The sequence below is a fragment of the Mesorhizobium sp. LNJC405B00 genome, assembly GCF_000502615.1.
Lineage (GTDB): Bacteria > Pseudomonadota > Alphaproteobacteria > Rhizobiales > Rhizobiaceae > Mesorhizobium.
On record NZ_AYWC01000001.1, the window covers coordinates 313869 to 335201 of the forward strand.

General features: G+C 63.8%; 19 protein-coding genes and 1 pseudogene. 18 read left to right on the forward strand and 2 right to left on the reverse strand.

Annotated features, from left to right (window positions below; translation table 11 throughout):
* Positions 1-20: 20 nt before the first annotated feature.
* The 18 genes and pseudogenes from X756_RS163565 (at position 21) to X756_RS163485 (ending at position 19473) form a co-directional block, all read left to right on the forward strand.
* Complete coding sequence (locus tag X756_RS163565; RefSeq protein ID WP_023683303.1) at positions 21-905, forward strand: flagellin; 885 nt, start codon at positions 21-23, stop codon at positions 903-905.
* 282 nt (positions 906-1187) lie between these two features.
* Complete coding sequence (locus X756_RS163560) at positions 1188-2072, forward strand: flagellin (RefSeq protein WP_023683302.1); 885 nt, start codon at positions 1188-1190, stop codon at positions 2070-2072.
* A gap of 192 nt (positions 2073-2264) precedes the next feature.
* A complete protein-coding gene (gene fliF, locus X756_RS163555) occupies positions 2265-3905 on the forward strand; it encodes a flagellar basal-body MS-ring/collar protein FliF (RefSeq protein WP_023683301.1) in 1641 nt (546 codons plus the stop codon).
* 3 nt (positions 3906-3908) lie between these two features.
* Entirely contained in the window at positions 3909-4535 is a 627-nt protein-coding gene (locus X756_RS163550) for a hypothetical protein (protein ID WP_023728376.1), read from the forward strand.
* 31 nt (positions 4536-4566) lie between these two features.
* Positions 4567-5913 (forward strand): MotB family protein, encoded by a 1347-nt coding sequence (locus tag X756_RS163545; protein WP_023728377.1) that lies wholly within the window; start codon positions 4567-4569, stop codon positions 5911-5913.
* Complete coding sequence (locus X756_RS163540; protein ID WP_023728378.1) at positions 5910-7337, forward strand: chemotaxis protein; 1428 nt, start codon at positions 5910-5912, stop codon at positions 7335-7337. The genes X756_RS163545 and X756_RS163540 overlap by 4 nt, the downstream gene beginning before the upstream one ends.
* Complete coding sequence (locus X756_RS163535) at positions 7334-8719, forward strand: flagellar hook-length control protein FliK (protein WP_023728379.1); 1386 nt, start codon at positions 7334-7336, stop codon at positions 8717-8719. The genes X756_RS163540 and X756_RS163535 overlap by 4 nt, the downstream gene beginning before the upstream one ends.
* Positions 8646-9238 (forward strand): annotated as a pseudogene (locus X756_RS01000000165090) (transglycosylase SLT domain-containing protein). The gene X756_RS163535 and the pseudogene X756_RS01000000165090 overlap by 74 nt, the downstream one beginning before the upstream one ends.
* A 220-nt stretch (positions 9239-9458) precedes the next feature.
* On the forward strand, positions 9459-10127 hold the full coding sequence (locus X756_RS163530; protein ID WP_023728380.1) for a response regulator transcription factor: 669 nt from the start codon (positions 9459-9461) through the stop codon (positions 10125-10127).
* A 91-nt stretch (positions 10128-10218) separates the two neighbouring features.
* On the forward strand, positions 10219-11472 hold the full coding sequence (locus X756_RS163525) for a flagellar hook protein FlgE (protein ID WP_023671890.1): 1254 nt from the start codon (positions 10219-10221) through the stop codon (positions 11470-11472).
* A 176-nt stretch (positions 11473-11648) separates the two neighbouring features.
* The gene (gene flgK, locus X756_RS163520; protein WP_023728381.1) at positions 11649-13103 is read left to right on the forward strand and encodes a flagellar hook-associated protein FlgK; all 1455 of its coding nucleotides are present in this window, start codon (positions 11649-11651) and stop codon (positions 13101-13103) included.
* 3 nt (positions 13104-13106) lie between these two features.
* Positions 13107-14150: a flagellar hook-associated family protein gene (locus X756_RS163515; protein ID WP_023728382.1), complete on the forward strand. Its 1044-nt coding sequence runs from the start codon at positions 13107-13109 to the stop codon at positions 14148-14150.
* Positions 14151-14180: 30 nt separating this feature from the next.
* Positions 14181-14528, forward strand: coding sequence for a flagellar biosynthesis regulator FlaF (gene flaF, locus X756_RS163510; RefSeq protein WP_023671893.1), 348 nt, complete (start codon positions 14181-14183; stop codon positions 14526-14528).
* Complete coding sequence (flbT, locus tag X756_RS163505; RefSeq protein WP_023695743.1) at positions 14525-14968, forward strand: flagellar biosynthesis repressor FlbT; 444 nt, start codon at positions 14525-14527, stop codon at positions 14966-14968. Before flaF ends, flbT begins: the two co-directional genes overlap by 4 nt.
* The gene (gene flgD / locus X756_RS163500) at positions 14968-15375 is read left to right on the forward strand and encodes a flagellar hook assembly protein FlgD (protein ID WP_023728383.1); all 408 of its coding nucleotides are present in this window, start codon (positions 14968-14970) and stop codon (positions 15373-15375) included. The genes flbT and flgD overlap by 1 nt, the downstream gene beginning before the upstream one ends.
* A gap of 24 nt (positions 15376-15399) precedes the next feature.
* Positions 15400-15666, forward strand: a complete 267-nt coding sequence (gene fliQ / locus X756_RS163495; protein ID WP_023671896.1) for a flagellar biosynthesis protein FliQ — start codon at positions 15400-15402, stop codon at positions 15664-15666.
* A gap of 71 nt (positions 15667-15737) precedes the next feature.
* On the forward strand, positions 15738-17606 hold the full coding sequence (gene asnB, locus X756_RS163490) for an asparagine synthase (glutamine-hydrolyzing) (RefSeq protein ID WP_023728384.1): 1869 nt from the start codon (positions 15738-15740) through the stop codon (positions 17604-17606).
* Positions 17607-17829: 223 nt separating this feature from the next.
* Positions 17830-19473, forward strand: a complete 1644-nt coding sequence (locus X756_RS163485; protein WP_023728385.1) for an MFS transporter — start codon at positions 17830-17832, stop codon at positions 19471-19473.
* A 23-nt stretch (positions 19474-19496) separates the two neighbouring features.
* On the opposite strand, the gene X756_RS163480 is transcribed toward X756_RS163485, so the two are convergent.
* Both X756_RS163480 and X756_RS163475 read right to left on the reverse strand, forming a co-directional pair.
* Complete coding sequence (locus X756_RS163480) at positions 19497-19865, reverse strand: cupin domain-containing protein (protein WP_081725355.1); 369 nt, start codon at positions 19863-19865, stop codon at positions 19497-19499.
* Between the two features lie 58 nt (positions 19866-19923).
* Entirely contained in the window at positions 19924-21309 is a 1386-nt protein-coding gene (locus X756_RS163475; protein ID WP_023728386.1) for an FAD-binding oxidoreductase, read from the reverse strand.
* Positions 21310-21333 lie beyond the last annotated feature (24 nt).

Below are 21333 nucleotides of genomic sequence, written 5' to 3' on the forward strand. Positions count from 1 at the left end.
AAATCAAGGTACGAGTAGCCATGTCCAGTATCATGACGAACGCCTCGGCGCTGACCGCGCTGCAGAGCCTGAACAACACCAACAAATCCCTCGAGCAGACGCAGGCCCGCATCTCGACCGGCTACCGCGTTGCCACCGCTTCCGACAACGCCGCTTACTGGTCGATCGCGACCTCGATGAAGTCCGACAACAAGGCCAACTCGGCCGTGCAGGACGCCCTCGGCCTCGGCGCCGGCAAGGTTGACACCGCCTACACCGCCATCAACGACGTCAAGGACCAGGTCGACCTGATCAAGACCAAGCTGGTCACTGCCCGTAGCGCCTCGAAGGAAGACCAGCAGAAGATCGCGACCGAAATCAACGCCATCCAGGCGCAGATCAAGTCCTCGGTCGCCAACGCCAACTTCGCCGGCTCGAACCTGCTGCAGAACGACGCTGCCGCTGCGTCCGACCTGAAGATCGTTGCGGCTTACAACCGTACCGGCGCGACCGTCACCATCGACACCATCGACGTCAAGGCTGCCGATACGCAGGTTCTCGATGTCGCCGGCACGGGCGGCATCGTCGGCGGCCTGCTCGCCGCTGCCTTCTTCGACCCGAGCACCACGGCGGTTACCCCCGCCGCCATCGACACCGCGCTCGGCACTGTTGAAACCGCGCTTGCCAAGCTGTCCACCGGCGCTGCCTCGCTCGGCGCCGCCAAGTCGCGCATTGACACCCAGAAGAGCTTCCTGTCGAACCTGTCGGACTCGATCGACAAGGGCGTCGGCGCTCTGGTCGACGCCGACATGAACAAGGAATCGACCCGTCTGCAGGCCCTCCAGGTCCAGCAGCAGCTCGGCATCCAGGCGCTGTCGATCGCCAACGGCAACTCGCAGTCGATCCTGTCGCTCTTCCGCGGCTGATCTCTCGACATTACGACTGACACCATCCGTCGGGCCGCGCCAACAGCGCGGCCCAATTTCTTTTTGCGGCTGTTGATTTTCTTGCTAAATGGCTGCCGATTTTTGCTCTTGGCCAGCGCCCTGAATGGCTTGGTTTAACAGGCCGTTAACCATATCCCGGTAGTCATGGTTAACCATTCCATGGCGGGCAGACCATACGGTCGATGGGCTTATGCCTACCCCCTTGATGAAGTTGATCCGGCGTGTTCGGGACACGCCAGTGTTTGAAAAGGGGTAAATATCTTGGCTAGCATCATGACGAACGCTTCGGCTCTGACCGCGCTGCAGAGCCTGAACAACACCAACAAGCAGCTTGAAACCACCCAGTCACGCATTTCGACCGGCTACCGCGTCGCCACCGCCAGCGACAACGCCGCCTACTGGTCGATCGCCACCACGATGAAGTCCGACAACAAGGCGCTTTCGGCCGTTCAGGACGCGCTTGGCCTCGGCGCCGGCAAGGTCGACACCGCCTACACCGCCATCACCGACATCAAGGACCAGGTCGACCTGATCAAGGCCAAGCTGGTCACTGCACGCAGCGCCAGCAAGGACGACCAGCAGAAGATCGCCACTGAGATCAAGGCTATCCAGGACCAGATCAAGTCGTCGGTCACCAACGCCTCCTATGCCGGCTCGAACCTGCTGCAGAACGACGCTGCTGCGACCTCCGACCTGAAGATCGTCGCGTCCTATAACCGCACCGGCACGACCGTCGCCATCGACACCATCGACGTCAAGGCGGCCGACACGCAGGTCCTCGATCTTCCCGGCACCGGCGGCATCGTCGGCGCTCTGCTGGCGACGACCTTCTTCGATCCCAGCACAACCCAGGTCCTTCCGGCAGCCATCGACACCGCACTTGGCGCCGTTGAAACGGCGCTTGCCAAGCTGTCCACGGGCGCTGCCTATCTCGGCGCCGCCAAGTCGCGCATCGATACCCAGAAGAGCTTCCTGTCGAACCTGTCGGACTCGATCGACAAGGGCGTCGGCGCGCTGGTCGACGCCGACATGAACAAGGAATCGACGCGGCTGCAGGCCCTACAGGTCCAGCAGCAGCTCGGCATCCAGTCGCTGTCGATCGCCAACGGCAACTCGCAGTCGATCCTGGCGCTGTTCAAGCAGTAAGCCTGACCCGGCTTTCTCCTTCTTGAATTGAAGGGCCGCGCCGACAGCGCGGCCCTTTCGCTTTGTGGCTGTGTTTTGACGCATGTCGTTGACCCGGAACCGCTGCACTTCCGGGCGACATGCTCTATCATCTTCGCACAAGCTTCGCGGTCTAGTGTTCCCACGGAATATCATGCTGGGAGCGCTTGAATCGTGCCGCAACAGATCCAGAGCATCATCTCGAATCTCAGGGCATTTGGCGTCAGGCGCCTTGCCATGCTGGCCGGCATTGCCGCATTGGTGATGGCCGTCATCGGCATCGGCTCGGTCTATCTCAACCGCCCTGCCTATGAGACGCTCTATGTCGGGCTCGATCGCTCCGACGTGAACCAGATCGGCCTGGTGCTCGGCGAGGCCGGCATCGGCTTCGACGTCGGCTCCGACGGCACCTCCGTGCTGGTGCCGGCCGGCACCACCGCGCAGGCGCGCATGCTGCTCGCCGAAAAGGGCCTGCCGACCAGCGCCAATGCCGGCTACGAACTGTTCGACAATGTCGGCTCGCTCGGGCTGACCTCCTTCATGCAGCAGATCACCCGCGTGCGCGCGCTGGAAGGCGAGATCGCCCGCACCATCCAGTCGATATCCGGCATCAAGGCCGCCCGCGTTCACATCGTCATGTCCGAGCGCGCCAATTTCCGCCGCGACGAACAGCAACCCTCCGCCTCGGTGGTCATCCGCTATTCCGGCATCGACGCCGAAAAGAGCGCCATGTCGATCCGCCATCTCGTCGCCGCCGCCGTGCCGGGCCTGTCGGCCGACAAGGTTACCGTGCTCGATTCCAACGGCAACCTTCTCGCCGCCGGCGACGATCCCTCCAACACAAGTGCTGCCCGCACGCTCGGCGTCGAGCAGACCGTCGAGGCGCAGATCGGCGACAACATCCGCCGCGCGCTGACGCCTTATCTCGGCCCCGACAATTTCCGCGCCAGCGTCAAGGCCGACGTCAACACCGACACCCGCCAGACCGAAGAGACGATCTTCGATCCGGAGTCACGCGTGGAGCGTTCCGTGCAGTCGGTGCGCGCCAACGAAAACAGCAATCAGAGGCAGGCCTCGACCCCGGCCACCGTCGAGCAGAACCTGCCCGAGACCCAGGCGACCAGCACCGATGGTCCGCAGACGTCATCGGAGAATGATCGCAAGGAGGAGATCACCAATTACGAGATCAACTCCAAGAAGATCGCCACAGTCTCCAACGGCTATTCCGTCACCAAGATGTCGATCGCCGTCGTCGTCAACCAGCAGCGGCTGATGACCATCCTCGGCAAGGACGCCACACCCGAACAGATCGCCAAGCGCGTCGCCGACATCCAGAAAATGGTCGCCTCAGCCACCGGCTTCGACGACAAGCGCGGCGACATCATCGATGTCTCGGCGGTCGAGTTCATCGACGGGCTGGACGGCGAGCCGGTCGAACAGCCGGGCATAATGGCGTCGATCGGAACCCATGCCGGTACGATGATCAACGCCGGCGCGTTCATCGTCGTGGTGTTCCTGGTCGCCTTCTTCGGCCTGAGGCCAATGGCCACCGCGCTGAGCGCGCGGCCGACGCCGGCACTTGCCGGTCCGAGCTTCGACGACGTCCAGCGTTCGCTGCCGACACCCGAAGCCGCCGGCGCCGAACCGGCGCCGGCTGCCTTGCCCGGCAGCCGCCCCGGCCCGACTCCACTCGATGATCTTCGCCAGAAGATCAGGCCGGCGCCACAGGAGCGGCTTGCCCGCATGGTCGACATCAATGAGGAGCGCACCGCGCAGATCCTGCGCAAATGGGCGGCCCAGGAAGCAGCGGTATAGACCATGGCCTCGGCAGCGCTTTTCGACCTTTTGCCGGATTTCGGCGCACGCAGCCAGCGTGCCGGCCAGCCCTCGCTCGCGGCCATGGCCGAGCCAAGGCCGGAGACGTCGGCGCCGCAGGCCGACATCGGCGCGCTGATCGCCGAAGCGGTCATCGATGCCGAAGCCGCCCTTGAAGCCCGCCTTGCCATCGCCCACCAGGCAGCGCTCGAGGCGCAGAGCCAAGCCAACGCCGATGAAGCAAAGGCCTTTCTGGAAAGTTTCGGCGGCGATCTCGGCGCGGTCGTCACTGCCCGTATCGAGATCATGGAGGCGAAGGTCAGCGACCTCGTCGGCGCCACCATTGCGCGCATCATTGGCGGCCTTGTCAGCGACGATCTGCAGAAGCGTTCGCTGGAAGCCCTTGCCGGCACGATCCGCGAAGCCGTCGGCGACAGCGAGGCGGTGCGCATCGCCGTGCGCGGACCGCTGTCATTGTTCGAGGCACTGAAGGCTTCGCTCGGCCCACGCGCGGCCAATCTCGATTTCGTCGAGGCGCCCGGCTTCGACCTTACCGTCGCCATTGACGAGGCGGTGTTCGAAACCCGCATTGCCGAATGGTCGGCCGCCTTGTCGGAAGCCCTATCATGAGCGAGGGCCCTCCTATGAACGAGTGGACGTCATGAGCGTTGCCGACGCCGCTGAGCCCAGGCACGAGATCATCATCGTGCGGCGCAATCACGACGACCACGACGACGCCCACCACGGCGGCGTCTGGAAGATTGCTTTTGCCGATTTCATGACTGCCATGATGTGCTTCTTCCTCGTCATGTGGCTGATCAACGCCGCCAACGAGCAGACCAAGGCCGCCGTTGCCAGCTATTTCAACCCGGTCAAGCTGGTCGATCGCAACGCCAGCCGCAAGGGCCTTGAAGACCTCGGCGATGGTCCGAGCAAGGTCGGGCTGACGGCCGACGACCCGCGGGACAAGACCAGCAAGGCCGGACAGGACGGCATCGGCGGCGCCGGTACTTCCGACAAGAAGCAATCGAAGGAATCGGCGCCGAAGACCGATCTTTCCGACGAGCATCTGTTTGCCGATCCCTATGCGGTGCTGTCGGAAATCGCCACCGACACCGGCGTCATGCAAAATGTCAGCGAGAAGGGCGATGGCGGCGCGCAGGCGTCCGGCCCGGCTACCGGCGCATCCGGCGGCCAATCCTACCGCGACCCGTTCGCGCCGGATTTCTGGTCGCAGCAGGTGGCTGCACCAGGCGCCGAAGCCACCGCCGAACGCACCAAGATCGAAGGCGATCCGCTGAAGCCGGGTGACAAAGCGGCACAGACGCAAGTGGCGGAGGTGAAGGCCGTGCCGGCCGCGCCGCCAGTGGCCGCGGCGCCGCTCGAGCCGCTGGCGAAATCCGTTTCCGATAAGCCACTGACCAAGGCTGAAGCAAAAGCAGAGGCCAAGGCTGAAGCAGCGAAGGCCGAAATTGCAAAGGCCGAAGCCGCCGAAGTACAACCCGCACCCAAACCCGAAGCGGCGGAAAAAGCGGCGACGGCCGCCACTGTTAGAGCCGCGGCGCAGGTCAAGCAGGAACTGGCCGAGGCCTTCAAGTCCGGCGACAAATTGCATGACGGCGTTTCCGTCGAGGCCACCGACAAGGGTGTCGTCATTTCGATCACGGACCAGTTCGATTTCGGCATGTTCGAGATCGGATCGGCGGTGCCTAGGCGTGAACTGGTGCTGGCGATGGAAAAGATCGGCCGCATCGTCAACGAGCAGAAAGGCACGATCAGCATCAACGGCCACACCGACGCGCGGCCGTTCCGCAGCGACACTTATGACAATTGGCGGCTGTCCACGGCGCGCGCCCATTCCGCCTACTACATGCTGGTTCGCGGCGGCGTCGACGAGCGCCGCATCACCGAGGTCGCCGGCTTCGCCGACCGCGAGCCGAAAATCGCGGCCGACCCGATGGCTGCAGCGAACCGCCGCATCGAAATCCTGATGGCGACCGACGGATGAGGCGCGCCGCCATCATCGGCGGCGTCGGGCTGCTGCTGCTGAGCGCTGTCCATCCGCCATCGGCCTTCGCCGAGGACGGCTTGCAGCCCTATCAGCTGGTGCGCTCGCTGCAGCTTGTGCAGGACCGCATAGCCGCAGGCGATCACGCCGCGCTGCCGATGCAGGCCAAGCTGCTCGAAATGGCCGACACAAGGCTGCGCGCGGCGAACGCAGACGATTTCCGCGACCCGAAGAATTTTCGCGCCTTGCTGGTCTATGGCATGAGTGGCGGCAACCCCGTCACCGTCGAGGCGGCGGTGTCGCGCGCCAAGGCCGACCCGCAAAGCCTGGCCATCGCCAAGGGCATTGTCGATTATCTGAACGGCCGGCCGGCGGCTGCAATCGAGGCGCTGAAGTCGATCGATCCGATGACCCTGCCCCCCGATCTAGGTGCCTTTCTGGCGCTGGTCAAGGGCTCGCTTCTCGCCACCGAGCAACCGGTTAGCGCGCTTGCGCTGCTCGACGATGCTCGCCTGCTCAGCCCCGGCACGCTGGTCGAGGAAGCAGCGCTGCGCCGCTCGGTCGGCATCGCCGCCGCGCAAGGCGACGGTGCGCGTTTCGCGCTTGCCTCAACCCAATATGTCGAAGACTATCTCTATTCGCCCTATGCCAGCCAGTTCGCCGACGCATTCGTCTCCGGCGTCATCACGCTGCACATGGCAATCAGCCAGGACAAGCTCGCCGACATCACCGCAATGATGGATCCCGAGCGCGAGAAGGTGATCTATCTGCGCATCGCCCGCCGCGCCGCCATCGACGGCTTTGCCGATCTCTCCGCCTTTGCCTCGGCCAGGGCTGAACGGGGCCGCGACGGCATCCACAATCAGGACGATCCGCGCGCCCAGCTCTATTCCAGCCTGTCCACGGTAACGTCCGGCACCATCGGCGAGGTCCGCGCCAAGCTGGACAAGATCGATCGCAACCAGCTTTCGCAAAGCGACCGCGACCTGCTCGATGCCGCGCAGGCCGTAGCCGGTGAAGTCATCGCCCCCCCGGCGCCGTTGCCTGCCGAAAAGCCCGCACCTGCCGCGGCCAGGCAGGAGCCGGTCAAGACCGCGGCAGTGGAAAAACCCGACGAGCCAGAGCTGCCGCCGGTCGAAGGCGCGGTGCCGGAACAGCCAGCCGCCACAACATCGAGTGAACCGGCAGCAACCGACCGACTGAAGGCGGCAAGTGAACCGGCCGCGCAGGCACCAAGCACGCCAGAGGCAAAGGCGGCGGAAACGCCTGCAGTCGCCCCGGCCAGCGATGCGGCTCCGGTCGTGCCGGCATCGGCGCCGGCCCCCGCCGCCGTAGAGCCAGCCGATCCCACCGACGCCGCCATGGCGAGGACGCGTCGCCAGCTCGATTTGATCGACCAGATGCTTGGAGCAGCCCCGAAATGACCACCAATGTTGGCCAGGCCCTGCCGGCTCCCGCGCACGCCGGATCGAAGCAGTCGGCCTCAAACGCCAAAGGTGGCGACAAAAGCTTCGGTGACATGGTGCGCGGCGACGACGATGCGCCGACACCGATAGGCCAGGGAGCAATTGAGGCCGCGTCGCACGAGCCGCATTGGGCCAAACGCAGCCCTGCCGGTCCCGGCAAAAGCGAAATCCCACACACCCAGTCTGGCAAGACGGTGGCGAAGTCCGCTGCCGGCAAGGCCGCAAAAGAACATGCCGACAGTGGCCCGGACAAACCATCCAACGACGCTGAAGTGGCCGGACGAGACGCGGATGCAGGACCGCTGCAGGATCTTTTGCCATTGGTGCTGGCGCTGCACGATATCAGGCATTTCTCAACGGTCCGGACAAGCGGGAACGGCATCGCGACGAATGGACAGACTGGGCAACCGGCGCCCGCTGGCGAGGCCATTTCTGCACAGACGTCGCCTCTGAAGAGACACCGCGCAGCTTCCGGCATTGACGACAGACTCGACACGACGACGCGATCCGAACGGGCCAAGACCGGTACCAGCGTATCAGCAAGGGATCAGGGGCAAAAGCTGCCCGCGATCGGGCTCCAGTCCGGCAAACTGCCGCACCAGGATGGTCCGACGCCTCCTCTACCGGCGGACCAGACGGCAAGCGACGTTTCGGCACCCGAGGCAAAACGGTCCGCGCCGTCGGCGAAGGCCGTCGATGGAGCCCATTCCGCGGCATCGTCCACACCGGGGAAACAGGCGCTATCCGCTGCGCGCGTCGACATTGTCGCCGAGCAGAGTTTCCCGGCCCCGGCGCAAAGCCCGATGAACCAGACGACTTCGGCGCTTCTCGACGCGCTGGCTTCGGACAACGGCCTGCGGCAAGCGGTTTCGACGCCGTCGACGACCGCCCAGACGGCCGGTTCTGTTGCCGTTCCGACACATATATTGAAGATCGAGCTTCACCCGGCAGAGCTCGGCATGGTCACCGCCAGTCTGAGGCTTTCCGGAGAACAACTTTCGATAGAATTGAAGCCCGAAACCCATGAGGCTTACCGCCGTCTCGCCACCGACAGCGACGCCATCGTGAAGTCGTTGCGCGGGCTCGGCTTCGATGTCGACAAGGTCACCATCCTGCAACCCTCGATAGCGATCCACGCAGCGGCCCGCAGCGATGCAGCGAACTCGCAGCCAATGCCGCAAGGCCGCGACCAGTCCGCTTTTCAGCCCGGAAACTCGAGCGGCAACAATACGGGTTCGGGCGGCCACCAGTCGGGAAGAAACCGCAATGACGATGCCCAGGAATTCGGCCGCGCTGGCGCGCCTGCTCGCGAGCGTGCTGGCGACGATATGTTTATCTAGCCTCGCCACCAAGCCGGCCACCGCCGCCACCAACCCTTGCGAGCCCGAGATTTTGCGTGCCGCCGATCGCTATGGCGTGCCGGCCGGCATCCTCTATGCGGTCGGACTGACCGAGACCGGCAAGAAGGGTAGCTTGCAACCTAACGCATTGAAATAGAGGGAAAAGCGGTATTTCCAAGGAGCCGCACCGAGGCCCTGGCCGCCTTCGAAGCAGCCCGACGTGAGGGCAAGACGCTGATCGACCTCGGCTGCATGCAGATCAACCATCACTATCACGCCGCGCATTTCCGCAGCGTCGGCGACATGCTCGACCCGCGCCAGAATGTCGACTATGCCGCGCGCTTCCTGGCCAGCCTGCATGCTCGTCATGTCAGCTGGTCGATGGCCGTCGCCCGCTACCACGCCGGCCCCGACAATGACCCCGCGCAGAAATTCTATGTCTGCCGCGTCATCGCCAATATGGTCGCCACCGGCTTCGGCAAATGGACCCCGAACGCCCGCAACTTTTGCAACCCTTAGGTGAATCATCTCTTCCGAACGGCTGCAAATCCACGCCCGGCGGGTGACGTGCCACGTCACCCGTTCGGCAACCAACGATACAACCTCCTGATTGCGGTTATTTCGAAACTCGAAATAACTCCCAAGAAAATAGCTACAAGAAATGATGGTTGTTCAGGATTCCCGGCACCGGTTACGGCTCTTCCCACGGGGCAGATGATCTGATTCGGAGGCGGGGCCGATGATTGTAATCGTTGACGAGCGTGAGCTCGTAACTGAAGGCTATAATTCACTTTTCGATCGTGAGGGCGTCGCCTGTGCAGGCTTCGCGTCCGGTGAATTCGGCGAGTGGGTGACATCGGCCCCCGACACGGATTTGCGATCGGTCCGAGCCTTCCTCATCGGCGACTGCCGCGAAGGCACCATCTCGCCACGCCAGATCCGCGACCGCACCGGCGCTCCGGTCATTGCGCTGAGCGAACAGCACTCGCTCGAGAATACGCTGCGGCTGTTCGAGAGCGGGGTCGACGACGTCATACGCAAGCCGGTCCATATCCGGGAGATCCTGGCCCGCATCACCGCCATCCGCCGCCGCGCCCATGAGGACGTCAGCTACACCGAGATCGGCGCCATGCGCATCTTCATGGATGGCCGCGATCCCGAGATCGATGGCCAGCCGCTGCCTCTGCCGCGCCGCGAACGCCGCATCCTCGAATATCTGGCGAGCAACCGCGGACGCCGCGTCACCAAGACCCAGGTCTTCAACGCCATCTACGGCATCTTCGACGAAGAGGTCGAGGAGAACGTGGTCGAGAGCCACATCTCCAAATTGCGCAAGAAGCTGCGCGAAAAGCTTGGCCAGGACCCGATAGATTCCAAGCGCTTCCTTGGCTACCGGCTGGTGTTCTGATGGCGGTCTGCGCCAGCCTCGCGCAAGACAGAAATTATATCCTCGCGACCACAGATGGGCCTAACGATCTTGGGCATTGAGGAGACGTTCGATGAGCCTTTACGGAATGATGCGGACCGGCGTTTCCGGCATGAACGCGCAGGCCAACCGCCTTTCGGCGACAGCCGACAACATCGCCAATTCCGACACCACCGGCTACAAGCGATCCTCGGCCGAGTTTTCGACGCTGATCATGCCGCAGGTCGGCGGCGCCTATAATTCCGGCGGCGTCAACACCACCATCCGCTCGGCCATCAGCGCCCAGGGCGTGCTGCAGTACACGACCTCGGTTTCCGACCTTGCGGTCAACGGCAACGGTTTCTTCGTCGTCCAGGACCCCAGCGGAACGCCTTTCCTCACCCGCGCCGGCGCATTCGTTCCCGACGCTCAGGGCAGGCTGGTCAACGCCGCCGGCTACCAGCTGATGGCATACAGCTACGCCAACGGCACGCCGGCAGCCACCGCCAACGGCTTCGAAGGGCTGGTTCCGGTCCAGATCTCCGACCAGGAAATGACGGCGACGCCCAGCACCACAGGCAATTTCAACGCCAATCTGCCGGCTGGCGCCACGCCGCCCGCCGGTCCGCTGCCTTCCACCAACAGCCCGACCGCCGAATACACGTCGAAGTCCTCGATGGTCACCTACGACAATCTCGGCAACAAGAAGCTGCTCGACGTCTATTTCACCAACACCGGCACCGGCGCCTGGTCGGTCTCTGTGTTCGACCAGTCCCAGGCGACGCCGGGCACATCCTTCCCCTATACGGGCGGCGCGCTGGCCACGGCCAACCTGACCTTCGACACCACCACCGGCAAGCTAACCGGCGCGGTCGACAGCATAACGATCCCCGTACCGGGCGGTGCGTCGCTCGACCTCGATTTGTCCAAGCTGACTCAGCTCGGCACCGGCTTCACGGTCTCCGAAGCCAAGGTCAACGGCAACGCGCCCAGCACGATCGAAAAGATCCAGATCGGCGAGGACGGAGTCATTTACGCCCAGTATCAGGACGGCTCGACCAAGCCGCTGTTCAAGATCCCACTGGCCGACGTCCAGAGCGCCGACAACCTCACCGCACTGCCTGGCAATGTCTATGCACAGTCCACCGACTCCGGCACCGTGCGCATCGGCTTCGCCAATGAAGGCAAGCTCGGCAGCATCATCTCCGGCGCGTTGGAAAATTCCAACGTCGATATCGCCGAGGAATTGACCAACATGATCGCGGCGCAGCGCAGCTACACCGCTAACTCGAAAGTGTTCCAGACCGGTTCCGACCTCATGGATGTCCTTGTCAACCTGAAGAGATAAACGACGGGCGCCAGGGGAATGAACCCAAACCAGAGCAGCGCGGTGCGCGGATTTCGAATTCAAGGCCACACCGGCAAACCGGCCGGGGTGGTCTGGAATTGCAGGTTTCCGAACGCCGACGCCGCCGACAGGGCAGAGACGTCATCCCCTCCCCACTGGCCTCGTGAAAGACCCGCATGTCGCTGACTTCCGCATTGACCATAGCCCAACAGTCGCTTCAGACCACATCGAAGCAGACCAGCGTCCTTTCCCGCAATATTGCCGACGCCAGCAACCCCGACTATGCCCGCCGCACGGCGGTCGTCGTCAGCAGCGCGCCCGGCGCCCGCTCGGTCGAGATCCAGCGCGCCACCAACGCCCTGCTGTTTCGCCAGAACCTTAGCGCGCAATCGGCATGGAGCGGCCAAAGCACGCTTTACAGCGGAATTGACCGCCTCGCCGTTGCCGTCAACGGCGTCGACAACGCCTCCTCTGCCTCGACCGCGATCGGCAAGCTGCAGAACGCGCTGCAGCTTTACGCCGCTACGCCATCCAACCAGAACCTCGGCTCCAGCGTCATCGACGCGGCCCAGCAGGTGGTGCGCGCTCTGAACGACGGCACCAACGCGATCCAGGATTTCCGCACCCAGACCGATGGCGAGATATCAACGGCGGTCGACGATCTCAACTCGCTGCTCAGCCAGTTCCAGGCCGCCAACAAGGCCGTCATTTCCGCAACCCGATCGGGCACGGATGCATCCGACGCGCTCGACCAGCGCGACGCATTGCTGAAGAAGATCGCGGACTATGTGCCTGTGTCGACTTTCACGCGCGGCGACAACGACATGGTAATAACCACCAAGGACGGCACGACGCTGTTCGAGACCATTCCGCGCTCGGTAAGTTTCACCCCGTCGGCGGGCTACACGGCCGGCACACCAGGCAACACCATCTACATCGACAATGTGCCGGTCAGCGCCGGGGCTGGCGGCAACACCAGCGCCGACGGCAAGCTCGCCGGGCTCATCACCTTGCGCGACGGCGTCGCAGCGACGATGCAGAGCCAGCTCGACGAAGTGGCGCGCGGCCTCATCACCGCCTTTGCCGAAACAGCACCTTCGCAGCCCGACCGAACCGGCCTGTTCACCTGGTCGGGTGCGCCCGCCATTCCGGCCGCCGGCACGCTGATCGACGGGCTTGCCGGCTCGATCAAGGTCAACGCCGCAATGGACCCGAGCGTCGGCGGCAATCCGGTGCTGCTGCGCGACGGCGGCGCCAATGGTGCGGCCTATGTCGCCAACACCGCCGGCGACGCCTCCTATTCGCAGCTCTTGATCGGCTATGGCGACAAGCTCGACAAGCCGATGCCTTTCGACGCTGCGGCCGGCATCACCGTGACGTCCAGCGTCTCCGACTACGCCGCCAATGCCATTGGCTGGTTCGAAGGCCAGCGCCAGCAGGCCTCGAGCAATGCAGACGCCAAGGAAGCGCTGGCATCGCGCACTGCCGAGGCGCTGTCCAACGACACCGGCGTCAATGTCGACCAGGAGATGTCGCTGCTGCTCGACCTCGAACACACCTATCAGGCCTCGGCGCGCATGATGAAAACCGTCGACGACATGCTGTCGGCCCTGCTCGATGCCGTGGGATAAGCCATGAAAGCCACATCCGTCTCCTCAGCCGCTCTCTCCAACGCCGCGCGCTATCAGCAGATGCGCATGCAGGGCGAACTGGTCAAAGCCACCAAGGAATCGACGACCGGCACCGTCGCCGATGTCGGTCTGGCGCTCGGCGCGCGCACCTCGCAGGCGGTCACCTTCTCGCGCGACCTCGACCGGTTGAACGTCATCATCGATTCCAATTCGCTGGTCACCGCTCGGCTGTCCTCGACGCAGGCTGCGCTTGGCCAGCTTTCCGACACTGCGCAGAATTTGCTGACCGCACTGACCGCCGCCGGCAATTCCTCGAGCACCATCACGCAGCAAGCCGGCAAGGCCGCCGTGCAGCAGATGACCTCTATCCTCAATGCCAGCGTCAACGGCGAATATCTGTTTGCCGGCACCAACACCGACGTCAAGCCGATCGACGATTTCACCGCCGCGGGCTCGCCGGCCAAGGCGGCGTTCGACGCTTCCTTCTCGTCGTATTTCGGCTTCACGCAGACCGATCCGCTCGCCGCCAACATCACCGCCGCCCAGATGGACGGCTTCATCACCAGCAATGTCGTGCCGCAGTTCATTGGCGCCGGCTGGCAGGCCAACTGGTCGAACGCCACCGACCAGCAGATCGTCAGCCGCATTTCGCTGGGCGAAACCACCCAGACCTCGGCCAGCGCCAATGAAGACAGCATCCGCAAGCTCGCCATGGCTTCCGCCCTGGTCACCGGCCTGCTCTCCGGCAACATCAGCCAGGCGGCGAAGACCACCGTCGTCGGTCGCGCCCAGGCGATGGTCGGCGAGGCGCTGGGCGGACTCGGCCAGTTGCAGGCCGAGACCGGCCTTGCCGAGAAGCGGGTCTCCGACGCCAGCGACCGCATGAAGACGCAGGTCGACCTGTTCGAGCGCCATATTCTCGATCTGGAAGGCGTCGACCCCGCCGAGGCAGCCACCCGCGTCGCGGATCTGACGCAGCATATCGAGACGTCCTTCGCGCTGACCGCGCGCCTGCAGCAGATGAGCCTGCTGAACTACCTGACCTGACAATCTCAACCGCAACGGTAGAGCCAAACGATGTACCAATTCTCCTACGCCGACATCCAGACAGACTCCGTTGCCGATGCGAAAGATCGCGAGCGGCAGCTTTTGACCCGCTCGATCGAAATGCTGGCGGCGGCGGCGGCGGTCGGCCACACCTCGATGGAAGCGGTCGAGGCGCTGCACTTCACCAACCGGGTCTGGACCACCTTCGTCGAGGATCTCGGTTCCAGCGACAATGTCCTGCCCAAGGAACTGCGCGCCAACCTCATCTCCATCGGCCTGTGGCTGCTGCGCGAGGCCGAGGACATCCGCCAGGGCCGCACCGACAATTTCGAAGGGCTGATCGAAGTGTCCCAGATCATCCGGGACGGCATTCAATGACCAACACGCTGAAGATATCGCTGAAGCCGAACGAGAAGATCTACATCAACGGCGCCGTCATCCGCGTCGACCGCAAGGTCACCGTCGAGCTGATGAACGACGTACAGTTCCTGCTCGAGAACCATGTCATCCAGGCCGACGATGCCTCGACGCCGCTCAAGCAGCTCTATTTCATCCTGCAGGTGATGCTGATGAACCCGGCCGGCGCCATTGAGGCGCGCGCCATGTTCCGCCGCTCGCTGCCCTTGCTTTTGGCAAGCTTCGAGGATGAGCAGATCAGTGGCGCGCTGAAGCAGATCGACCGCATGGTCGGCGAAGACCATATCTATGAAGCGCTGAAGGCTATCCGTGCGCTTTATCCGCTCGAACGCCGCGCACTTGGCGGCAATGACGATGTTCTGGGTGCGAAGCGCCCGCTGGCCGTGGGAGCACAATACTGATGAATGTGGACATGACGACGACGATCCCCATGGGTGCCAACCAGGGTACCCAGCAGACATCGAAGACAGCGGTCGACTACCAGTCGTTCCTGAAGCTGTTGATCGCCGAGATGAAGAACCAGGATCCGACGAAACCGATGGATTCGACGCAGTACGTCGCCCAACTCGCCACCTTCTCGCAGGTAGAGCAATCGGTGCAGACCAACACCAAGCTCGACCAGATCATGCAGTCGTCGGCGCTATCGCAGGCCGATGCCCTGATCGGCCGTTCGATCACCTCGGCCGACGGCAAGACGACCGGCGTCGTGGCCTCGGTCAAGCTTGCAAGCAACGGCGTGATCGCCGTACTGCAGAACGGCACCGAAGTGCCGGTCGGCGCGGGCGTTTCGATAAAGCCGGCCAGCTAGACAGTTCCATAGAGGTGCGCTCACATGAACGAGGCCGACGCCCTAGACATCGTCCAGTATGCGGTGTGGACGGTGCTCGTCGCGTCCGCGCCGGTGGTGCTGGTTGCCATGGTGGTCGGCATCGGCATCGCGCTGATCCAGGCCCTGACCCAAATCCAGGAAATCACCCTGACCTTCGTACCCAAGATCGTAGCCATCATGCTGGTCGTGGCGCTGACCGGTCCGTTCATCGGCAGCCAGATATCGGCCTTCACCAACGTCATCTTCGAGCGCATTGAAAACGGGTTCTAGGCAGCGCTTGCAGGCGGCTGTGTTCCGGCTAGATTGCAGGCCATGACTCAGGCAGAACTCACCGGCAGGCCATGTGCGGAATAGCCGGCGTCTGGCGCAAACGAAACCCGATCGACGCCAACGACCTGTCGGATGTCGCCAGCATGATGCAGGCGCTGGTACATCGCGGCCCCGACGATCATGACAGCTGGCACAACAATCGGCTGGCCCTCGGTCACCGCCGACTGACCATCATCGATCCCTCGCCCGCCGCCCGTGAGCCGATGCTGACTTCTTCCGGCGATGGCGTTCTCGTCTACAATGGCGAGGTCTACAATTACCGCTCGTTGCGCGAAACGCTGCAGGCGCAAGGCGTCGTCTTTCGAACCATCTGCGATGCCGAAGTGGTTCTCGAAGCCTTGCATCACTGGGGTCCCGAAAAAGCCGTGCCGCTGTTCGACGGGATGTTTTCCTTCGCCTATTTCGACGCTCGCAGCAGTGCGCTGTGGCTTGCGCGTGACCGTCTTGGAATCAAGCCGATGTCGGTGGCCGACACGCCGGAGCGAATCCTGTTCGCCTCGGAGGACAAGGCGATCCTCGCCTGCGACGGTTTTCCGCGCGACATCGACAGCCGCGAGATCACCTTGCGGCTTGCCTGGCAGAGCCGCGATTCCAGCTACAGCCTGTTCGACCGCATCGAGCGCCTGCCGCCCGCCGGCCTGTGGAAGATCACCGATGGCGTTATCGAGAAGCGCCGCTTCTGGCATGTGCTGGACGTGCTGGAGACCGCGCGCATTACCGGCGATGCATCCGCTGATGCTGAACACATGGCGACGCTCGAGGCGTTGCTCAAGGACAGCGTCGGGCTTCACTGCATCGCCGATACCAGCGTTGCCACCGCTTGCAGCAGCGGTGTCGATTCCGGCCTGATAACGGCGCTGGCAAAGCGGTTCAGGCCGGAAGTCCATGGTTATGTCGTCGACCCGCAGCTCGGTCACAGCGAGGCCGAAGACGCCGAACGCACCGGCCGCCATGTGGGCGTGCCCTTGCGCCGGGTGCAGGTCGACAGGAACCGGTTTTTCGAACTTTGGCCAAGGGTAATCTGGCATCTTGAAAGCGATGGCTGGCACGCCAGCCATGTCGCGCTGCTGGCGCTTGCCGAACGATGCCGGGCCGATGGCGTCAAGGTGCTGCTCACCGGCGAAGGCGCAGACGAATTGTTTGGCGGCTACCCATTGCAGGCCTTGAGCATGAAGAAGTGGCGTTCCTGGTCGTGGCCCCGGCGCCTGGTCCATTCGAAACGCTCGCTCGACCGGAGATTCGAGCAACAGCGTCATGCCCCCTACAAGGTCTCGGCTGGAAGCCACTCACAAATGGATCGCAGCATGGTCCTGCGTGCTTTGTCGCCGGAGCTGAATTTCCTGCAAACCGAGATCTTCGACCGCCTGGAGCCGGTTATGCCGCCCGCGGATCGCGCCTTTCTCGGTAGTTGCCTCTACGACCTCTATTCGCATCTGCAGGACATACTGCACCGGCACGACCGGCTGAGCATGGCGGCGTCCGTGGAACTGCGGGTCCCGTTCCTGGAAAACCGCCTGATCGACTTCGCCATCCATTTGCCGAGGCGGCAGAAATACCGCGACAAGACAGGAAAATGGCTTTTGCGAAAGGTCGCTGAAAAGCATATTCCGCGCCAGAACGTCCAGGCGCGCAAGATCGGCTTCGAGATGTCGTCGCAATTTTCGGCCGGCACGGAGACTTTGCTACGCGGCGGTTTCCTGCGCGATGCCTTGAAATGGCCCGCCGCGAATTTGGAGGACATGGTCCAGTTGGCGCGGCGCGAGCAACCGTCCAGGCTGCGGCTTGTCGGCATGGAGCTTTTCCTGCGCCTTCACGCCGGCGGCGAGACGACAGGCACGCTGACCGAAGCCTTGCATACCGCTGCCCGGGACAGAAGCTGACTTCGCGCGCGGCCGACAGCCCCGAGCAGTGGACCAATGAGAACATCGCTCTGGGTAGCGAACCCTTCCCGGCTGACGTATTTTCGCCTTGCTATCCTGTTGTTGGACCATGATCTTTTTCGAAGACGCGTTCGCCCTTTTGGATGTCGTGCTCTATTTCAAACGGATGCCATGATTGTCGTCCCGGCGGACGAAACCAGCACGTTAAGGTGGGACAGGTCTGATGATCGATGACGAGACGGACAGCGAACGCGTTTCGGCGCTGGCGCCGTTCCGGCACGGCATCTTCCGCGCCGTCTGGTCGGCCAGCCTGGTGTCGAATTTCGGTGGCCTGATCCAGGGCGTCGGCGCCGCCTGGATGATGACCACCATCGCCACGTCGCCCTATCAGGTGGCGCTGGTCCAGGCCTCGGCCACTCTGCCGATCATGCTGTTTGCACTCGTCGCCGGCGCCATCGCCGACAGCTTCAACCGGCGCAAGGTGATGCTGATCGCCCAAATCTTCATGCTGGTCGTCTCTGCACTTCTAACGCTGTTCACCTGGAACGGCTGGATGACGCCGTGGACGCTGCTTGCCTTCACCTTCCTGATCGACAGCGGCACGGCGCTCAACAACCCGTCCTGGCAGGCATCGGTCGGCGACATGGTGCCGCGCAACAAGCTGCCGGCCGCGGTTGCACTCAATTCACTGGGCTTCAACCTGACACGCAGCGTCGGCCCGGCGATCGGCGGCATCATCGTTGCCGCCGCTGGTGCGGCTGCTGCGTTCGCCGCCAATGCGCTGAGCTATATAGGTCTTATCATCGTGCTCTTCCGCTGGAAGCCGGAGCTGCCGGTCTCGACGCTGCCGCGCGAGACGCTGGGCGCCGCCATGGGCGCCGGCCTGCGCTATGTCGCCATGTCGCCCAACATCGGCAAGGTGCTGGTCAGGGGCTCCGCCTTCGGCTTCAGCGCCGGCGCGGTTTTGGCGCTGCTGCCGCTGGTGGCGCGCGACGTCGTCAAGGGCGATGCCTTGACCTACGGCATCATGCTCGGCGCCTTCGGCATCGGCGCCGTCGGCGGCGCGCTGATAAGCGTGCGTCTCAGACAATTGCTGTCCAGCGAGACGATGGTGCGGATGGCCTTCGCCGGCTTTGCCGTCTGCGCCTTCAATGCCGCCATCAGCCTCAATGCCTGGCAGACTGCGGCGGGTTTGCTCATCGGCGGCGCCTGCTGGGTGATCGCGCTGTCGCATTTCAACGTCACGGTGCAGATGTCGACGCCGCGCTGGGTCGTCGGCCGGGTGCTGTCGGTCTACCAGACGGCGACCTTCGGCGGCATTGCGCTGGGCAGCTGGATCTGGGGCGTCGTTGCCGATGCGCATGGCGCCGAAACCGCGCTGATTGCGGCGGCCATCGCGATGCTTGTTGGCGGCGCCATCGGCCTGTTCCTGCCGCTGCCGCAGCAGACGACTCTCAACCTCGACCCGCTCAACCGCTTCAAGGAGCCGCATCTCGGCCTCGACCTGAAGCCGCGCAGCGGCCCCATCGCCATCATGATAGAGTACATTATCCGCGACGAAGATGTACCCGAATTCCTCGCCACCATGGCCGAGCGCGGGCGCATCCGCCGCCGCGACGGCGCCCGCAACTGGACGCTGGCTCGGGACCTAGAAAATCCCGCAGTCTGGATCGAACACTACCACACGCCGACCTGGTTGGAATACATCCGCCACAACCGGCGCGCCACCCATGCCGACGCCGTCGTCGGCGAGCGGGTGCGGGCGCTGCACAGCGGCGACGAACCGCCGCGCGTGCGCCGCCTGATCGAGCGCCCGACGACCGCCGGCACCGCGCTGGTCTCGCCGAAGGGGCCGATCGATCACTGAGCTCGCCATAGCCGTAGCGCCGGTCAGCCGGCGCTCTGGATCATGTAGAGCTTGCGCGTGGTCTCGCGTATCAGCCACTCGCCCTTCCAGCCCTGCGGCAGGACGAGGAGATCGCCCGGACCGAGTTCCCGCACCTCGCCATCGATGCGGCTCAGTTCCACGCGCCCCGAAATGATGTGGCAGATCTCCGACGAGTCCGAACGATCGGCGGTGAAGCGGCCGGGCGTGCATTCCCAGATGCCGACATCGACAGTCCCGTCAGGCGATTGAAAGAACGAGCGCACGGCCTCGACCTGATCGCCTTCAATCGAGCTTGGCTTAGGAGAGAACGCGCCGATCTCGGCCTTGGCGAGATCGTGGAAGGTCGAAAGATCGATCAAGTCTAGCTCCATGGATAAGAGCAATTCCAGGAAAGGGGTCTGCCCCGGAATTGCGTGAGAACAAATGGCTTTAGTGGCCGGTGATGCTGTCGGCCAACGCGGCCAGCTTCGAGGTGCGCGCAAGCCCTGCCGCCTCGCGGCCATCGGCAATGCGATAAAGCTGGTACATCGAATGCACGCCCAGCCAGCGGAAGGGCTCCGGTTCCCATGGCCTGACCTTGCGGTTGACCCAGGGCAGCTTCGTCAGCTCGGTGTTTGCCCCGAGAACAAGGTCAGCCAGCGTGCGCCCCGAAAGGTTGGAGCTGGACACGCCGAGGCCGACATAGCCGCCGGCCCAGCCGATGCGGGTCGCGGGATCGAGGCCGACCGTGGTGCACCAGTCGCGCGGCACGCCGAGCACGCCGCACCAGGCGTGATCGATGCGGCATCCCTTGGTCTGCGGCAAGAGCGTCGTCAGGATCGTGTGCAGCTGGTCGATCGTGGCCTGCTGCGTCTGGCCGTTGACGTCGGTGCGCGAGCCGTAGCGATAAGGCACGCCGCGTCCGCCCATCGTGATGCGTCCCTCACGCGTGCGCTGGGCATAGCAATAGGCATGCGCCGCATTGCCGAGCAGTTCGTGCCCTTCCCAACCGATGTCGCGCCACAGGTCGGCAGGCAGCGGCTCAGTCACGATCTGCGCGCTGTTGAGCGCCAGCCAGGTCCGCTCCTCGCCGGGGATGCCTGATGTAAAGCCCTCGGTCGCGCGGATGATCGTCTCCGCCTGCACCGTACCGCGGTCTGTCGTCACGCTGCCCTTGGCGATGCTTGTCACCGTCGTCTTCTCATAGATCGGCACGCCCAGCCGCTCGACGGCATCGGCAAGCCCACGCACCAGCTTGGCCGGCTGCACCCGCGCCTGGCCATGGACGACGAAGCCGCCCATGACGTTACGGATGTTGATGCGCGTGCGCGTTGAGGCGGCGTCCAGCATCTCGACGCGGTTCGGGTCGACATCCCAGGAACGGATCGTCTCGCATTCTTCGCGCACGCGCTCCAACTGCGCTGCGTTGGTGGCCACCGTCAGATTGTCGACGCGGCGAATGTCGGCGTCGATGCCTTCCTCGGTCGCGACCCGGATCACTTCATCAACGCAGCCTGCCATCGCCGCCTGCATCGCCATCACGCCTTGGCGGCTCGATGTCTTGAGATATTTTTCGCGCGACCAGCTGAAGCCGCCCGACAGCCAGCCGCCATTGCGCCCCGAAGCGCCGAAGCCGGCAAATTCGCGCTCGACGATCACGACGCGCAGCGATGGCTTCGCCTTTTTCAGATAGTAGGCGGTCCACAGGCCGGTATAGCCGGCGCCGACAATGGCGACATCGGCCTCGATGTTTCCAGGCAAGGGCGGGCGCGGAACGGGAACCGCCCCCAGATCCGCATACCAGAACGATATGTCGCCGTTGCGCTTGGCTTGCATGGAATGACTTTCAGATGGGATCAG

Bases quoted from the DNA above. Each gene is read 5' to 3' on its own strand.
- X756_RS163565 (WP_023683303.1), top strand. From the start codon at position 21: ATGTCCAGTATCATGACGAACGCCTCGGCGCTGACCGCGCTGCAGAGC.
- X756_RS163550 (WP_023728376.1), top strand. From the start codon at position 3,909: ATGGCCTCGGCAGCGCTTTTCGACCTTTTGCCGGATTTCGGCGCACGC.
- X756_RS163545 (WP_023728377.1), top strand. From the start codon at position 4,567: ATGAGCGTTGCCGACGCCGCTGAGCCCAGGCACGAGATCATCATCGTG.
- X756_RS163540 (WP_023728378.1), top strand. From the start codon at position 5,910: ATGAGGCGCGCCGCCATCATCGGCGGCGTCGGGCTGCTGCTGCTGAGC.
- X756_RS163535 (WP_023728379.1), top strand. From the start codon at position 7,334: ATGACCACCAATGTTGGCCAGGCCCTGCCGGCTCCCGCGCACGCCGGA.
- X756_RS163530 (WP_023728380.1), top strand. From the start codon at position 9,459: ATGATTGTAATCGTTGACGAGCGTGAGCTCGTAACTGAAGGCTATAAT.
- X756_RS163525 (WP_023671890.1), top strand. From the start codon at position 10,219: ATGAGCCTTTACGGAATGATGCGGACCGGCGTTTCCGGCATGAACGCG.
- flgK (WP_023728381.1), top strand. From the start codon at position 11,649: ATGTCGCTGACTTCCGCATTGACCATAGCCCAACAGTCGCTTCAGACC.
- X756_RS163515 (WP_023728382.1), top strand. From the start codon at position 13,107: ATGAAAGCCACATCCGTCTCCTCAGCCGCTCTCTCCAACGCCGCGCGC.
- flaF (WP_023671893.1), top strand. From the start codon at position 14,181: ATGTACCAATTCTCCTACGCCGACATCCAGACAGACTCCGTTGCCGAT.
- flbT (WP_023695743.1), top strand. From the start codon at position 14,525: ATGACCAACACGCTGAAGATATCGCTGAAGCCGAACGAGAAGATCTAC.
- flgD (WP_023728383.1), top strand. From the start codon at position 14,968: ATGAATGTGGACATGACGACGACGATCCCCATGGGTGCCAACCAGGGT.
- fliQ (WP_023671896.1), top strand. From the start codon at position 15,400: ATGAACGAGGCCGACGCCCTAGACATCGTCCAGTATGCGGTGTGGACG.
- asnB (WP_023728384.1), top strand. From the start codon at position 15,738: ATGTGCGGAATAGCCGGCGTCTGGCGCAAACGAAACCCGATCGACGCC.
- X756_RS163485 (WP_023728385.1), top strand. From the start codon at position 17,830: ATGATCGATGACGAGACGGACAGCGAACGCGTTTCGGCGCTGGCGCCG.
- X756_RS163480 (WP_081725355.1), bottom strand. From the start codon at position 19,865: ATGGAGCTAGACTTGATCGATCTTTCGACCTTCCACGATCTCGCCAAG.
- X756_RS163475 (WP_023728386.1), bottom strand. From the start codon at position 21,309: ATGCAAGCCAAGCGCAACGGCGACATATCGTTCTGGTATGCGGATCTG.